The 16,337-nt window shown below is 44.6% G+C and carries 13 protein-coding genes; 7 read left to right on the forward strand and 6 right to left on the reverse strand.

All coding sequences use genetic code 11. The features are described 5' to 3' along the window. Positions 1-14: 14 nt before the first annotated feature. The 3 genes from ACPEGP_RS00575 to ACPEGP_RS00585 form a co-directional block, all read right to left on the reverse strand. Entirely contained in the window at positions 15-1,742 is a 1,728-nt protein-coding gene (locus ACPEGP_RS00575; RefSeq protein ID WP_423813617.1) for a sigma 54-interacting transcriptional regulator, read from the reverse strand. Positions 1,743-1,776: 34 nt separating this feature from the next. Beyond that, positions 1,777-3,612 carry a sensor histidine kinase gene (locus ACPEGP_RS00580; RefSeq protein ID WP_423813618.1) on the reverse strand — a complete coding sequence of 612 codons (1,836 nt, stop codon included), beginning with the start codon at positions 3,610-3,612 and terminating at the stop codon, positions 1,777-1,779. 120 nt (positions 3,613-3,732) lie between these two features. Next, positions 3,733-4,368: a response regulator gene (locus ACPEGP_RS00585; RefSeq protein ID WP_102076814.1), complete on the reverse strand. Its 636-nt coding sequence runs from the start codon at positions 4,366-4,368 to the stop codon at positions 3,733-3,735. A 449-nt stretch (positions 4,369-4,817) separates the two neighbouring features. Here ACPEGP_RS00585 and ACPEGP_RS00590 point away from each other — a divergent pair, with 449 nt between their 5' ends. Beyond that, positions 4,818-5,909: a serine hydrolase gene (locus ACPEGP_RS00590; RefSeq protein WP_200663230.1), complete on the forward strand. Its 1,092-nt coding sequence runs from the start codon at positions 4,818-4,820 to the stop codon at positions 5,907-5,909. A gap of 110 nt (positions 5,910-6,019) precedes the next feature. Then, a complete protein-coding gene (locus tag ACPEGP_RS00595) occupies positions 6,020-6,670 on the forward strand; it encodes a thiamine phosphate synthase (RefSeq protein ID WP_423813619.1) in 651 nt (216 codons plus the stop codon). A gap of 95 nt (positions 6,671-6,765) precedes the next feature. On the opposite strand, the gene ACPEGP_RS00600 is transcribed toward ACPEGP_RS00595, so the two are convergent. Next, complete coding sequence (locus ACPEGP_RS00600; RefSeq protein ID WP_423813620.1) at positions 6,766-7,095, reverse strand: TraR/DksA family transcriptional regulator; 330 nt, start codon at positions 7,093-7,095, stop codon at positions 6,766-6,768. 422 nt (positions 7,096-7,517) lie between these two features. On the opposite strand from ACPEGP_RS00600, the gene ACPEGP_RS00605 reads away from it, so the two are divergent. The 5 genes from ACPEGP_RS00605 to ruvB all read left to right on the forward strand — a co-directional run bounded on the left by ACPEGP_RS00605 (position 7,518) and on the right by ruvB (position 12,823). Next, entirely contained in the window at positions 7,518-8,720 is a 1,203-nt protein-coding gene (locus ACPEGP_RS00605; RefSeq protein ID WP_423813621.1) for a phosphoglycerate kinase, read from the forward strand. Between the two features lie 287 nt (positions 8,721-9,007). Continuing rightward, positions 9,008-9,415 (forward strand): hypothetical protein, encoded by a 408-nt coding sequence (locus ACPEGP_RS00610; RefSeq protein ID WP_423813622.1) that lies wholly within the window; start codon positions 9,008-9,010, stop codon positions 9,413-9,415. Between the two features lie 467 nt (positions 9,416-9,882). Next, on the forward strand, positions 9,883-10,920 hold the full coding sequence (gene fba / locus ACPEGP_RS00615; protein WP_144297718.1) for a class II fructose-bisphosphate aldolase: 1,038 nt from the start codon (positions 9,883-9,885) through the stop codon (positions 10,918-10,920). Between the two features lie 104 nt (positions 10,921-11,024). Beyond that, on the forward strand, positions 11,025-11,645 hold the full coding sequence (ruvA, locus tag ACPEGP_RS00620; RefSeq protein WP_068404947.1) for a Holliday junction branch migration protein RuvA: 621 nt from the start codon (positions 11,025-11,027) through the stop codon (positions 11,643-11,645). 197 nt (positions 11,646-11,842) lie between these two features. Then, entirely contained in the window at positions 11,843-12,823 is a 981-nt protein-coding gene (gene ruvB, locus ACPEGP_RS00625) for a Holliday junction branch migration DNA helicase RuvB (RefSeq protein ID WP_423814223.1), read from the forward strand. A gap of 223 nt (positions 12,824-13,046) precedes the next feature. Here the strand turns inward: ruvB and ACPEGP_RS00630 are convergent, their stop codons facing one another. Continuing rightward, positions 13,047-14,483: an FAD-binding oxidoreductase gene (locus tag ACPEGP_RS00630; protein WP_423813623.1), complete on the reverse strand. Its 1,437-nt coding sequence runs from the start codon at positions 14,481-14,483 to the stop codon at positions 13,047-13,049. Positions 14,484-14,663: 180 nt separating this feature from the next. After that, a complete protein-coding gene (locus ACPEGP_RS00635) occupies positions 14,664-16,322 on the reverse strand; it encodes an ABC1 kinase family protein (protein ID WP_423813624.1) in 1,659 nt (552 codons plus the stop codon). Between the last annotated feature and the right edge of the window lie 15 nt (positions 16,323-16,337).

The following is a 16,337-nucleotide window of genomic DNA, read 5'->3' on the forward strand; positions in this document are numbered from 1 at the left end:
TTAGCGCTTATATATTATTCAGACTGGTTTTCAGCAATTCCAAGCTTTGACATACGATAGCGTAACGAGCGGAAAGTGGTGCCCAACAATTCAGCAGCTTGGGTCTTATTCCAGTTTGTCTGTTTAAGGGCGGTAATAATCAGCTGCCTTTCCTGCTCTTGCAAATAATGCTCTAAGCCTTGGGCAGGTAATTGACCGGTGCTAATATTTTCTTGATTTACGGGTGGTCTTAAATTTTCTGAATTTTCTGCTTCATTGCTTAATGGTTCTGACATAGCGCTGGCTGCTGTTTTATCAGGTTGTGCTGTAGGACTGGCTGCAGCGTGCGCATTCATTGAAGGATAGTGCTGCGTAATGGTGCGATAAGGAGATATAGTAGCTTTTGCTTGTTGTGCGCTGTCTTTTTCTGCACCTTCTACGTTATTTTTTTCCGCATTATCTTTTATAGATTGCGCTTCTAAGCTTTCACTTTTATCTAAAATAGCATTGCTCGAAAGGGTCGCTTTGTCAGCGTTGTTATTTTGCTCTACTTCTGCAATAGCTTCTTGCGCGTTCTCTAGTTGTTGGTTGTTGAAATCAGCCAAGCCCAAATGACTGGCATCAATAGTGGATGTCTCCGCTAAGGTTATCGCGCGTTCAAGGATATTACGTAATTCGCGTACGTTCCCAGCAAAGTCGTGATGTTGTAGACGCGCGCACGCAGCATGGGTCAGTGTTGGCGGCGACTCCAATTGCCATTCATCGGCAATCAGGGTCAAAAAGTGCTTGGCCAATACCGGTATATCATCACGTCTTGCGTTAAGCGTCGGTAGTTTAATCTCAATGACATTGATGCGGTAATATAAATCTTGGCGAAAGCTACCTGCTTGTACCAGCTGATTTAAATCTTTATGCGTCGCTGATAGGATACGAATATCAACTGGCACTTCTTTGGTATCGCCGATTGCGCGCACGGTTTTTTCTTGAATGGCGCGCAGTAATTTGACCTGCATCGCTAGTGGCAGATCGGCGACCTCATCTAAAAATAGCGTGCCGCCATTAGCCTGTTGAAACAGTCCTTGCTTATCGACGACAGCGCCAGTAAAGCTGCCTTTTTTATGACCAAAAAATTCTGACTCCATCAGTTCTGATGGAATCGCGCCGCAGTTGACTGGTACAAAGCTGCCATCACGGCGCGGACTTAAGTCATGGATTAAGCGCGCAACCACTTCTTTACCAGTGCCCGATGCCCCCGATAAAAAAACTGGCGCTTGTGAGCGTGCTAATTTTAAAATGGTACTTTTTAGCGGGTGCATGACAGCTGAGTCGCCAATGAGACGGCTATCGAGCATTTGCTGCTCAGGTGAGCGCTCAGGCGTTGACTTTGCGGCGTTATCTTGATGAATAACCTTGAGTGCATTTTCGACCAATTGTCGCAGGCGCGGCAGCTCAAGCGGCTTATTAACAAAATCAAAAGCGCCCAGCTTTAACGCTTCAATCGCCAAATCCATACTGCCATGCGCGGTAATCACGGCAATGGGCGTACTTGAACTGCTGCTAATATGTTTAACCAACTCTAAGCCTGACCCATCAGGGAGTTTTAAGTCGGTCAAACAAAAATCATAGTCGTTTGCTTGCCAATAGGTTTTGGCTTGCGATAAGGTATAAGCCACATCGCTTTTGATGCCCATCTTGGTTAAGGTAATTTGCATCAAGCGGCATAAATCTACTTCATCATCAACGACTAGCGCGGTTGTGGTCATACATCATCTCATTGTCTTAAAATATTGCAAGGCATTAAAAATAGGTTTTATCTAAGTTTTCAACTGCTTCATTATCAATGGCCGCGTTGTCAATAGCAGGCGCAATCAAACGAAAACAAGTCTTTTTGTGTTCTGGAATATAAAGTAGGCGCGCATGGTTGGCTTCACAAAATGCTTGCGATAAATACAAGCCTAAACCCGTACCCGCCTTATCAGTGGTAAAAAATGGATTGAACAGGTGGGTTAAGTCTGCCGTGCTTACACCTGTGCCATCGTCCAATACATCAATTATAACATCGTTATCGGCACAATAAATCTCGATTTCCACAACGGCATGAGGGTGAGCATAACTGCTATGACGTAAGCCATTGTTAATTAAATTGATAAAAATTTGCTCTAATTGATGCGGGTCAAATGAGATGGACGGCTGCGCATGGCTGTGTAAAAAAACATCATGACCTTGAAAATAGTTTGCCAAAAATTCTGGTATCCAGTCGGCAAGGGCAATTAATTGCTGCTTGGCGGTTTGCTGGCGTGACAGCTTTAAGACATCTTCAATAATACGATTAACGCGCTTTGTTTGCGTGAATATCATTTTATAAAGCTCATGATTGCCAGCCAACGCATCATTTGCGCTTGCACTCTCTATGGCCTGACTTTCTTCAATATCTTCTATCAGTAGTTGACTGGCTTGCGAAATAGCGGCTAAAGGATTTCTTATTTCATGAGCAATACTGGCGGTCAGTTGCCCTAGTGAGGCCAGTTTTAACTGTTGGGCGCTGGCTTGTTCGCGGCGTAAATCTTCTAAAATGACAAGGTTACTGTCATTTTTTAGCGGGATAATTTCAACGCGAAGCTTACCAAAGACAGAGGCATTGGCAGTAGCTGGCAACTCATAAATAAAACTGCGAGATTGTCCCGTCTCTATCGATAAGCAAGCTTCAAATAACTGTAGATGTTGCGCGCGAAGCTGCTGCTGAAAGTCGGCGAGTGGTTTGTTTGCAATATGATTTTTAATATTATTTGAAGAGTTGTTCGCATGGCTGTTTAAAGAATTGTTTAACAAGCTGTTTGGCGAGCTACTTAGCGCAGCATTTGTCTCAACATACTCTGCATCCATTGCCGTAGTATTTGGAATACTCAGTAATTGATAAGCCGAAAGGTTGGCTAAAACCACTTGTTCACAATCGATGACGATGACACCGTTGGCCATTTGGGTGATGACTTCTTGATTGATAACGTTTAAGCGTTCGACTTCTTTGGCGTGGCGGGCCGCTACTTTCTCAACTTGTACCAAGCGCTGCGAGATTGACCAACTCAAACCGCCGACTGCCAAAAAGCTGGCTGACATCAGGAGCGCATCGCCTAAATTTGCCAAATTCATGCTATTGGCAATCGCATAAAAAAACTGCTGATAGATAACGAAAATAATCGCCAGTAAAGTAATAATCAGCGCTTGCGAGCTATGAAGCAGCATAAAGCTGGCGGCAACCACCACCATATACAGCATGGTCAACTGCAAATCAGGCGCGCCAGCGGTATAGAGCAGTAAGCTTAAAATAATGACGTCTACCGCTAAACCAAACGCCAGCTGTTGCCGTGGATGCTTGGTCACCACATAAAATAAACCCAATAAAATTAAGCTTAAAAGGACATAAAAACTGAGCGCGGTTTGCTGCAAAAAACTTGGTAATGATGAACCATCGCTAGCGCGCGCTGTGATATACACCATCAGCATAGAAAATAGGCTGACGACAAAGCGATAGCTGCTATAAATCAAACCCAACCTGCGCAGCTGCGGCAAAGGTAAGGTGTCATCGCGCTGAAAATAATCCGTAATAGCGGCTATAACTCTACTAATAGAATTCATAGGTTTCGACGGCGCAGACTTTAAAGATTTCATAGGCGTTAAGGGTTTCGGTATTTCTATAGGCTTTAAAAATTAATCGTCATAAAAGAAAAGACGCCTAAAATGCATGCGCATAGCGACTTACGGTTGGATAAGCCCATGGCGAATGGCCAAATGGGTCAGCTTTACATCGCTATCGACACCGACTTTTTCATAAATGCGGTAACGATAAGTATTGATGGTTTTGACACTGACAAATAACTGGTCGGCGATTTGCTGCGGGCTTTGGCAATTCACCACCATCATGGCGACCTGTTTTTCTCGGTCACTTAATAAGTCAAAAGGTGAGCTGGCATTATCAGATAACAAAACATCCGCCAATTGCTCAGCGACGTCTTGGCTAAAGTAACGCCCGCCCTGATAGACTTTTTTCACCGCGCGTATCATCTCGTCAAGCGGCGTCCCTTTGGTAATATAACCATTGACACCCGCTTTAATAAGCATTGACGGATAAGGCTGCGCTGACATGCTACTCACGGCCAAAATCTTAAAGCCCATATCAAGCTGGATGAGGCGTTTGGTGGCTTCGAGGCCGCCAATATTGGGCATATTGACATCGAGCAATATCACATCCGGACGCAGCTGTTTTGCCAATTTAATTGCCATATCGCCACTATCCGCTTCGCCGACGACTTCTATATCGGCACTATCTGCCAACATGCGGCTAATGCCCATTCGCACCAAATCATGATCATCTACTACTAGTACTCGAATCATAGTTATACTCTTTTCTATTGGTCAGAATAAAGGGTGCACTGTTAAACTTAAACTATCTAAATGATTTTACCGTCTTATTATAAATGTCAGCTGCTATAAATTTATTGACTAAAATATGTAAACTCACAAATTCCCTTATATTAAGCAGCATACTTTTATATGAACTTTGCAATTGTGCCCTTATAAGCTTAAATGTAATGCTATATTGCGCCATTGTTAATTAATATTGCTACAATATAAACTAAATGTAGTAAAATTTGAATGTGGTCAAAAAACGACATCTAATTGATTTAGTAGATTAAACTTAAATGCAAACCATGATACACTAAAAATACAAAAACTCTATGCGAGTATCTACAAACACAACCACAAACGCTACGTACGTTGTTGGTGTTAGTTAGTATGTAACTAATTTTCTAACTAATGGCAGCGCGGCTGCAGGAGGCATAATGAAGCAACTACCATTAACCAAACAGCAATTAATCGCTGCTCTGATTTCATTGAGTTTGGGCAGTGTTGCACAAGCGGCGCTTACCATTAATGGTAGTTCTGGCTCTGAGTCTAGTGCGCGTGTGAGCTGGGGCGGTGCCGATAGCTTATCTGAAGCGCGTAAAATCATGTACAACAGCAGTAATAGCTCGGCGATTAAAAAAGTAGACAATGGCTACGGCGCCACCAATATTACTAATGCACACAGTTTTGGTAGCAGCAATAATAGCTTCAATAATACCAACAGCTATAACACCGCCTATCGTGGTGGTTTTAACAGCGGTAGTATGATTCCGATCAGTACCGATTCGCGCAGTGTTGTGGTCATCGATGCTGAAACCGGCGAATCTATCTACGAAAAAGCTGCTGATATTGCCCGTCCGATGGCAAGTATTACTAAGATTATGACAGCGATGGTGGTGCTAGACGCCGGTCTTGACATGCGTGAAGAGATTACCCTTGATCCAGAAGATTTCGTCGGTCCAAAACGCGCCAGCTCAAACCTTAAGTCAGGTGACCGTTTGAACCGTGCTGAGATGCTACTCATGGCATTGATGAAGTCAGAAAACCCAGCCGCAAAAAGCCTAGCGCGTAACTATCCAGGTGGTTATAGTGCCTTTATGCGCGCTATGAACCGTAAAGCTCAAGACTTGGGCATGACCACCGCTTACTTCGGTGACCCAACGGGTCTTGATAAGCGTAACGTCGCTTCATCAAATGATCTCGTTAAAATGGTACGTGCAGCTGGCAACTACGATGTTATTCGTCGTTTTTCGACCACCAAAAGCTATGACTTTTATGTCTCTAACTACTCAAGCGGCAACCGTACCTATAAAGCTAACAATACCAGCAGCTTAGTGCGTGATGGTAGCTATCCAATCGGTATCTCAAAAACTGGCTTTATCAATGAAGCAGGGCGCTGCGTGGTGATGGAAACCCGCGTTAATAATCGTCCAGCGATTATCGTGATTTTGGGCGCAAACAGTTCAGCGACGCGTTGGGGTGATGCTAAAAATATCTTAAACAGTTTGGCGACTCGCCGTACCGTATAAGCGTGCTATTTTAATATTGATGTAAAAGGCTGTTATGCGATATAACAGCCTTTTTATTGGGTCAAATTTGAGCCCATTTGAGGAAAAATTATATGTTCCAAGCATCGGCTATGACACCCGCTCCCAAATTATATTTACTTACCAATGATGATGAATTTACAGTGTTATATGCAAAACTAGAAGCAGCATTAGCAACAGGGCTGGTAGCATTATTGCAAATTCGCCGTAAAAAAACCTTACAATCAGCAAATGGCAAAGCAGAACTCTATGAAGAAGCGCGGCAGATAGTCAGCTTAGCTAGAGCCTATAATGTCGATACTGTGATGAACGATGACATTGTACTTGCCAAAGAACTTGGCATCGGGGTGCATTTAGGTCAACAAGATGGTGAGATAAATAATGCCAAAATTGCCCTAGCACCAAGTGAAATTATTGGGCGAACCTGTCACGGCGATGTAGCGCTGATCAAACAAGCAAAAGAAGACGGCGCAAGCTATGCCGCAATGGGCGCAGTTTTTGCCTCAAACACCAAACCTAATGCCAATGTGATATCTCGCCAGCAACTTATTGAAGGTTGTCAACAGGGGATTGATATCTGCGTGATAGGGGGGTTGACGGCGGAAAATATAACCGAGCTGGCGGGTTTGCCAATTACCTATGTGGCGGTCGTTGGCGATATTATGGATTTGCCTGTAGAGAAAATTGCCGCGCGTTGTCAGCAATGGCAGCAGGCGCTTAGCAGATGGCAAACGCCTGCTTAATTAGAAAGTTATATCAATTCTTTAATCTTTAAAGCTAACATTTATTTCAAGTAACATTATTTTAAGTGACATTTATTTAAAATAGCCATTAAAAATTATTCTGCATGTTCCATACACAACGTAGCATATGGCAGTGCTTTTAAGCGTTGCGCTTCAATTTGTTTGCCGCACACTTCACATTCACCGTAAGTACCGTTTTCAATACGGCTTAGCGCGTTTTCGACGTAGATAAGGCTTTGACGCGCTTCATCCATCAAGCTTGCGCGCATGTCGTTTTGACGGTATGAGATGGCCTGATCTTCCCAATGTTCATTGAGGTCGTCTTGCGGGTTTTGAATATGGTCTTCGATTTTATCAATGCGAGTTTCATATTCTTCCTTTAGGTTTAGCAGGTCTTGTTTGGCAGTTTCAATATCAATAATCATAATTTTCTCCTGAGAAATTGTTTTTATTGTTAGGTTTATTATTCATTATCATCATAGGTTTTATAATAAGCTGCTTTTTTAGAGCCAACGGTGCTTATCATAAACACGCCTTTATCATAAACAGCCTAATGATGAAGTGCCACCACGAAATGTTACTGTTTTTAGTGCGTGTGATTACTATTGAAATTTGGCAGTTATATGGATTGATAATCTATAGCGCAAAATTTATCGCAGTTCTTTATAAGAGAAGACTAAAAACTGCTAGAATACACCGCTGCAATTCTTGCTTGGACAGTTCTATAACACCAAGTGCGAGAATGACCCATAATATACGTTTTAAGATGACTATTTCGTAAAAACGTTTTGCAGTTAGCAAACAGCCATATTGTAGATTAACCATAGATGATGCATAGGAGCAGGTAATGAATTTTTTGCGTATGAGTGAGCTGAGCTTAGCGGATAAGGTGGTATTGATTCGTGAAGACTTAAATGTGCCTATCAAAGATGGCAAAGTCGCAAGCGATGCGCGCCTGCAAGCCAGTTTGCCTACCATCAAAATGGCGTTAGAAAAAGGCGCGGCGGTGATTGTTTGCTCACACCTTGGTCGTCCGACAGAAGGCAGTCCTGAGGCCATCTATTCGCTTGCGCCAGTTGCTGATTATTTAAGCGATAAGCTAGCTGCGCCAGTCAGCTTAAATAAAGACTATCTAACGGCAGGCGTGGCAATCAAGGCAGGCGAAGTCGTGCTGTTAGAAAACGTGCGCTTTAATAACGGCGAGAAGAAAAACGACACAGCGTTGGCGCAAAAATATGCGGATTTGTGCGATGTGTTTGTCATGGACGCTTTTGGCACGGCGCACCGCGCGCAAGCGTCAACCGAAGGCGTAACTCAAGCCATGCATCAAGCGGGCAAAGTCGCTTGCGCTGGACCTTTATTGGCCGCTGAGCTTGATGCCTTAAGTATTGCGCTTGAAACGCCAGCCCAACCGATGCTGGCAATCGTTGGTGGCTCAAAAGTCTCGACCAAGCTTGAAGTACTGCATAGCTTAGCTGAAGTCTGCTCGCAAATTATCGTTGGCGGCGGTATTGCCAATACTTTTTTGGCAGCGCAAGGTCATAGCGTTGGAGCATCATTATATGAGGTGGAACTGGTCGATACCGCTCGTGATATTATGAGTAAGACTGAGATTTTATTGCCAGAGTATGTGGTCGTGGCCGATAAAAATGAGATTGATTTTGCGGACTTTAACGGCTCATTACAAAAAGCGGCGTCGACTATCAAGTCGGTCGATACCATCGGCGATAATGACATGATTTTAGACATCGCGCCAGAGAGTGCCGAGCAATTAGCGGCTGCTATCATCAAGGCAAAAACCATTTTATGGAATGGACCGGTCGGCGTATTTGAAGTCGATGCTTTTGGACAAGGTACGCAAATTGTGGCAAACGCGGTTAAAGACAGCCAAGGGTTCTCGATTGCGGGCGGCGGTGACACTTTAGCGGCAATTGATAAATATCAAGTGGCTGATGAGGTCAGCTATATGTCAACGGGCGGCGGCGCGTTCTTAGAATTTGTAGAAGGTAAAGTATTACCTGCGGTTGCCGCCTTACAAATCACCGAGTAATCGTTCTATCGTCATTTATCAATTAAGTAACATTAGACGTACAACTTATTATGAGCATCTGGGGTAGGCTATAAAAATAATAAAGTGACCACCGTGTTTGGTTTTATTGCTGATTGGCCTGTCTATATGAGAGCTGCAGGATAAAAGTGAGCGTGAAAGGTCACAGCTTATTATTAAGTAGTAATTATTTGTTTCCATACTGAAAATTATGATTGCATGCCCAATTTGTACTCTATAAAATAGCGAAAATCATGTATTTGGCATGCTTTATTTACGAGAGGTTTATTATGTTAAAACGTCATTTGTTACTTGCTAGTGTCCTTGCTGGTACCTTTGCAATTACTGCATGTAGCCAAGAAACACAAGATAAAACGGAAGCTGCTGCTGAGTCTGCGGGTGATGATGCTGCTGCTAACACAGAAGTTGCTACTGCTGAAACCGAAGCCGCTGCTGCTGACGCTGAAGTTGCTGCTGCTGACGCTGAAGTTGCTGCCCAAAACGCCGGCGCAGAAGTTGCCGAAGGCGCTGAAACAGCCGGTGCTGCTGCGACTGACGCGATAGAAAATACTGGTGAAGCAGTTGTAGTTGGCGCAAATGAAGCCGTTTCCGCTACTGCTGGCGTGGTTGCTGATGGTGCCTCTGCTGTTGAAGAGAAAGCCAGTGAAAACGCAGTAGAAGCAGAACAACAGTACTAATTGATTGCTAAGCAGTTATGATTCATTCAAGTTATTTGATTTTAATAATTGACTTGCATGCATAGCGCTATAATCAATAGCGGTTTTATAAGCCTCGAAATACTAAAAAGCTTTGGTGATGACCAAGGCTTTTTGCGTTTTATGCATTGCTAAAAGTAAAGTATGCAATAGCATCATTCAACAATTAAACCAAAGCTGTAACCTCAATACAGTCGGTATGCTCAATAAAACCGCAATCTTAATCGAGCTTAATAATGTGAGCCTAATAAATAGTCGCTCAACCGCTACGAAGCGTGGGCAAAATTTGCTATAATCTGCGCGTGATAATTGCTAGTAAAAATCCTGCATTTTCCCAACTGTTCTATAGTGCTGCTTGTCGATTTACCTACCTTGCAGCGAGGATGGAACACTTGTAATCACCAAATCGTTATAAGTATTTATTTTAAAATCTAATCAGAGAGCGTTTTATGGCCTTAATATCTTTACGTCAACTTTTGGATCATGCCGCTGAGCACAGCTATGGTGTCCCTGCCTTTAACGTCAATAACTTAGAGCAGATGCGTGCCATTATGATGGCGGCCGACGCTTGTGATTCACCTGTTATCGTGCAAGCCAGTGCGGGCGCGCGTAGTTATGCAGGGTCAGCATTTTTACGTCATCTAATTATTGCTGCGATTGAAGAATGGCCGCATATTCCGGTGGTGATGCATCAAGACCATGGTATGTCACCTGCGATTTGCCAGCGCTCAATTCAGCTTGGTTTTTCATCGGTGATGATGGACGGCTCGCTCGGTGAAGACGGAAAAACGCCAATGGATTATGATTATAATGCCAGCGTGACCCGCGAAGTGGTGAAAATGGCCCACGCGTGCGGCGTGTCTGTCGAAGGTGAAATTGGTTGCTTAGGTAGCCTTGAGACTGGCATGGCAGGCGAAGAAGACGGCTCAGGTGCAGAAGGCGTATTGGATCACGAGCAGCTATTGACCAGCGCTGATGAAGCCGAGCAGTTTGTCAAAGACACCAATGTCGATGCGCTAGCGATTGCTATTGGCACCAGTCATGGCGCGTATAAATTTACCCGTCCACCGACAGGCGACATCTTATCGATTGAGCGCGTCAAAGAGATTCATGCGCGTATCCCGAATACCCATTTGGTCATGCATGGTTCGTCGTCAGTGCCGCAAGAATGGCTCAAAGTCATTAATGAAAACGGCGGTGATATCGGGGAAACTTATGGTGTGCCGGTTGAGCAAATCGTTGAAGCGATCAAACATGGCGTCCGTAAAGTCAATATCGATACCGATTTACGTTTGGCATCAACGGGCGCGATCCGTAAATTCTTGGCAGAAAACCCAAGCGAATTTGATCCACGTAAGTATTTCAAAGCCTCTATGGTGGCGATGTCAGATATCTGTACCAATCGTTTTGAAGCCTTTGGTTCAGCGGGTCAGGCGCATAAAATTCGTCCAATCAGCCTTGAAGGTATGGTCGATTTTTATAAATAAGCGTGGTTAGCAAAGCATGCTCATTGAGCCATAACAGCCGCTTATTTTTAGCGCAAATGCTATAAGCAGTTTTTATAGTCAAATCTTATAAAAGGTGGTGGATAATGATTGGGTTGATTACGGGGCAGGTGCAATATTTGATGGCGCCGACTGCCTGTGTCATGACTGCCTCTGGCGTAGGCTACGATATAGAGCTGCCGCTGCCGTCATTTTGTCAGTTGCGTCTTAATGAGCAGGCGAGCATTTGGACGCATTTTCACGTGCGTGAAGATGCGCAGCTGCTTTTTGGTTTTATCGATCGTAAAGAGCGCGATGTTTTTCGCCAATTGATTAAAATCAATGGCGTTGGGGCAAAAATGGCGCTGGCGATGCTGTCCGCGATGTCAGCGGCTGAGCTAAAAATGCACGTCGAGCAAGAGTCTGAGACGGCATTAACGCGTATTCCCGGTATCGGTAAAAAGACCGCACAGCGTTTATTGATTGAGCTAAAAGATAAGCTGAAAAATATCGAGGTTGATAATAGTAGTTTAGAATTTGCGCTTCAACCTGCGCCTATGTCTGCTGAAGGCAGTATCATCGCTGAGGTCGAGGGCGCGCTGATTAGCTTGGGTTATAAAGAACGAGAAGCGCAGCAAGCAATTAAAGCAGCGAAAAGTAACGGCGATACCTTTGCCGATACGCAAAGCTTGTTAAAAGCCACTCTGCAACAGCTCTCTGGCTTTTAATTATTTAAACTATAAGTAATTATGTTAAATTTTAAACAGATAAGCGACATTGATTGTCGCTTATTTTCGTTTTGGGCTGTGTTTTATTGACTACCTGCTTTATGATGTTTTGCATGACTTATGCGCAGCGTTTGGTTATGCTGTTTATGATTTAGTCTTTTAAAAATAATGATTTTAATAAAATGATAAAACCTATGATGCAAGATCGTTTGATTAATCCGTTAGAAAGGGCAGGTGACGCGCCTGACTCTAATATTCGACCGGCATTATTGGCTGAATATATCGGTCAGCCGGTGGTGCGTGAACAGATGGAAGTGTTTATTGGCGCGGCACGTGGTCGCGACGAGGCATTAGATCATACTTTGATTTTTGGTCCGCCGGGGCTTGGTAAAACCACACTTGCTAATATCATCGCTCGTGAAATGGGTGGCAATCTGCGTTCTACCTCAGGACCTGTACTTGAGCGTGCTGGTGATTTGGCCGCCATGCTGACCAATTTAGAAGCGGGCGATGTGCTCTTTATCGATGAGATTCATCGTCTAAGTCCGGTCATTGAAGAAATTCTTTATCCAGCAATGGAAGATTTTCAGCTCGATATTATGATTGGCGAAGGTCCGGCGGCACGTTCTATCAAGCTGGATTTACCGCCGTTTACTTTGGTGGCAGCAACCACACGCGCTGGACTACTGACCTCACCACTGCGAGATCGTTTTGGGATTGTGCAGCGTTTAGAGTTTTATAATATTGCTGATTTGACAACAATTGTTAGCCGTGCGGCGCGTTTGATGCGGGTACCGATGAGTGAAGATGGCGCGGTAGAGATTGCGCGCCGTTCGCGTGGGACGCCAAGGATTGCCAATCGTCTATTACGCCGTGTTCGCGATTATGCGCAAGTTAGAGGAGATGGCAGTATCAATGGCGCGATAGCGGGTAGTGCGCTTGATATGCTTGCCGTAGATAGACGCGGGCTTGATCATTTGGACAGACGCTATATAGAGATATTACACGAGCGTTTTGATGGTGGCCCAGCAGGCGTTGAAGCAATAGCAGCAGCAATGGCCGAAGATCGCGGTACGCTTGAAGATGTGATTGAGCCATATTTAATACAGCAAGGTTATGTGCTGCGTACGGCGCGTGGTCGGGTATTGACACAAATGGCGATTGACCAGATGTTGTAGGATAGTCAGTTCAAAACGCACGAAGCGTGTCTTTAATTGCACGGTGCGGGTATCAATTGTCCTCGCTTGCTTTTTGCTGTGCACGCTAGAGGCTTCAAAAAATTGATATCTGCAGTCACGCATTTACTTCAAAATGAATGAACTATATTAAAACTATAAAAGCGTTTACCTTTAATCACACAATTAAAGGTAAACGCTTTTTCATACTGCAGTTTTTTTAAAATTAAGCTTTAGGTAAGGCTTCAGGCCATATTTTCCCAGGATTTAAAATGTTTTTAGGGTCAAGGGCAGATTTAATCGCTTGCATCAGCAATAAGGCATTACCATGCTCTTGCTCCATATATTTTTGCTTACCTTGTCCAATACCGTGCTCACCGGTACAAGTACCTTCCATCTCAATCGCACGCGAGGCAAGGCGGCTGATAATACCGTCAGCGGTAGCGACTTCTTCAGGGTTGTTGGTATCGACCAATAAAAGAACATGAAAATTACCATCGCCGACGTGACCGACGATAGGTCCAATCATACCCGATGCTTCGATGTCTTTTGCCGTAGCGCTGACACATTCTGCCAAGCGTGAAATGGGCACGCAGGCATCAGTCGATAGAGCGCTGGCTTCAGGTCGTAGGGCAGAGCTAGCGTGATAGGCGTTATGGCGCGCTTGCCACAGACGTTTACGCTCGGCTTCGTTGGTATCCCAAGCAAAATCTGTACCGCCGAACTCTTCGATGATGTCGGTAAAGATTTGCGCTTGCTCGGCGACGCTGGCTTCTGTGCCATGAAATTCTACAAATAGCGTAGGCGTTTCTGTTAAATTCAAATTGGCATATTGGTTACACGCTTTGATTTGCATGGCGTCGAGCAGCTCGATACGGGCAATTGGCAAGCACATTTGAATAGTCAACATCACTGCCTGACAAGCATCCTCAATCGTTGGGAAATGGCAGATACCGCTACCAATACACTCGCTAATACCAAATAGTTTAAGCGTAACCTCGGTGACAATACCAAGCGTACCTTCTGAGCCTACCATTAAGCGCGTCAAGTCATAACCGGCGGCAGATTTTTTGGCACGTGTGCCGGTGCGCACAATGTCTCCGCTGGCGGTCACCAATTCAAGGGCAAGTACCACATCTTTCATGGTGCCATAACGGACGGCATTGGTGCCTGAAGCACGGGTCGCGACCATGCCGCCGATACTGGCATTGGCACCGGGGTCTATAGGAAAAAACAAGCCAGTATCGCGTAAATAATGATTGAGCTGCTCACGTGTGACCCCAGGTTGTACGGTAACGGTCAGGTCTTCATTGTTAACCTGTAATATCGCATCCATGGCATGCATATCGATACATAGCCCGCCATAGGGAGCGTTCAATTGGCCCTCTAAAGATGAGCCAATACCAAAGGCAATGACTGGCATCTGATACTGATTGCAAATCTCAACCGCTGCAGCGACTTCGTGTTTATCCTGAACGGTCAATACCGCGTCGGGTGGCTGGTTAGTAAGCCAGGTCATGGTATGACCATGCTGTTCACGTACAGTGGTATTGGTGCTAAGTTGTTTGCCAAAGCGTGTTTGCAAAGCGGCAATAGCGTCACTATGGTCTGATTTAATTAAATCATGAGATTTGGAAGGCGATATAGATGATATGGTCGACATAGGTAAATTCTCCATATAAGACGTATATTTACTGGGTAAACGACATGCTAAATAAGATAAAAAGTTAAGCTCTAATACATTTTAATTGTCGTTAGAGGGCAATTAAAATGCATTAGAGCTTATTCAAGTGCGATTTTTTGATAATGATTAACGGATATTTTTTCGTTAAAAATTAATAACCTAAGCTAAAACCCGCCAAATAACGACGATGATAGCCAATAGGTAAAAAATAGGCGCAAACCAACCAACTTGGGTGGCGATAGCAATAAACACCGCAAAACCTGATAGTGCTAACCAATCTCGGCGACGGTCGTTTAACATATCGGCGCGAATTTGCTGGATTTCTCGTAGCTGACTGTCTTGGCGCGAGCCTTGTGAAGCAAGACTTTGCAATCCTTGATCTAGTAGCTTAGGAATATCAGTCGTTGATAATAAAATCTCTGGCAACTGCTGACGCAGATGTTGTAAATTACGCATCGGATCGAGTTGCTCTTTAATCCAGCCACTTAAAATGGGCTTAGCAAGTGACCAAATATCAAGCTCAGGGTATAAGTCGCGACCAAGTCCCTCGACATGCACCAAGGTTTTCAGTAGCAGCATGAGTTGTGGCGGGATACTCATATGGTGGCGTCGAGCAATATCTAAAATCTGCATCAACACACCAGCAAAATCGATATCGTTAATGGATTTTTGCAGCATCGGACCGACAGTGCGTTTCATATCGCGCATGAGCGCATGCTTATCGGTATTGGGCGGTATCCACCCAGCACGGCTGACGATATCAACCATCGCCGTAAAGTTATTATTCATCACCGCCAACAGCATACGCGCGACGATAAGCTGATCGTCTTTTGATAGCGTACCCATAATGGCACAATCAAGCCCGATATAGCGTGGCTCATGACCCAAATTGACCGCTGTCATATCTGTCGTGAGTATTTTAACCGGCGGCGTTTCTACAAAGACATTACCCGGATGCATATCGGCATGAAAAAAGTTATCGCGAAATACTTGGGTAAAAAATATCGTTAAGCCTTTTTCTGCCAGTGTCGCACGGTCATAACCAAGCTTATCAAACACCTCAACTTGTGAGATAGGAACGCCTTGAATACGCTCCATGACCATGACGTTTTTGGCAGCGTCATAGACTTCAGGCACATACATCAGTGCTGAACCTAAGAAGTTATTGCGCATCTGCGTGGTATTGTCTGCCTCTAAGGTTAAATCTAATTCATTAAGCATCACTTGGCGATAATCTTCGACAATATCAACAATGTGAATCGCCCGCGCCGCTTCGATACGCGCCGATGCCCAATTAGCAAGCTCACGCAGTAGCTCAAAGTCTGCCACGATGGTGGTGCGAATATCAGGGCGAACCACTTTCACTACTACCTCACGACCATCATGCAATGCGGCCGTATGCACTTGGGCGATAGAAGCTGCTGCTAATGGTTTAACGTCAAAGCGGGCAAATAGCGCTGTGATAGATTGACCTAAACCGTGTTTTGGGTCTTGGATTTGGGCAATGGCAACATCAGAGTCGAAAGGCTTGACCTTATCTTGCAGTTGCACTAATTGCTCGATAATCTCAGGCGGTACCAAATCGCGGCGCGTCGAGAGCAGTTGTCCCAGTTTTAAAAACAGTGTACCCATATCTTCAAGCGCATACTTGATGGCATTAGGCTGATGTTTTTTACCCCAAGCCGCCGGATGCAAGCGAATTAAACGCGCTAACGGTTGTAGCTGCGGCGCTTCTTCGACAGACAAATGGGTATCAATGCGATAAGCGGCGGCAATACGCCAAAGTTCAAGCAAGCGGGCGCGATGGGATAGTAGCATGAGATAGGGTTACTC

This window comes from Psychrobacter sp. 219-2-C (assembly GCF_049560815.1).
Classification (GTDB): Bacteria; Pseudomonadota; Gammaproteobacteria; order Pseudomonadales; family Moraxellaceae; genus Psychrobacter; species Psychrobacter faecalis.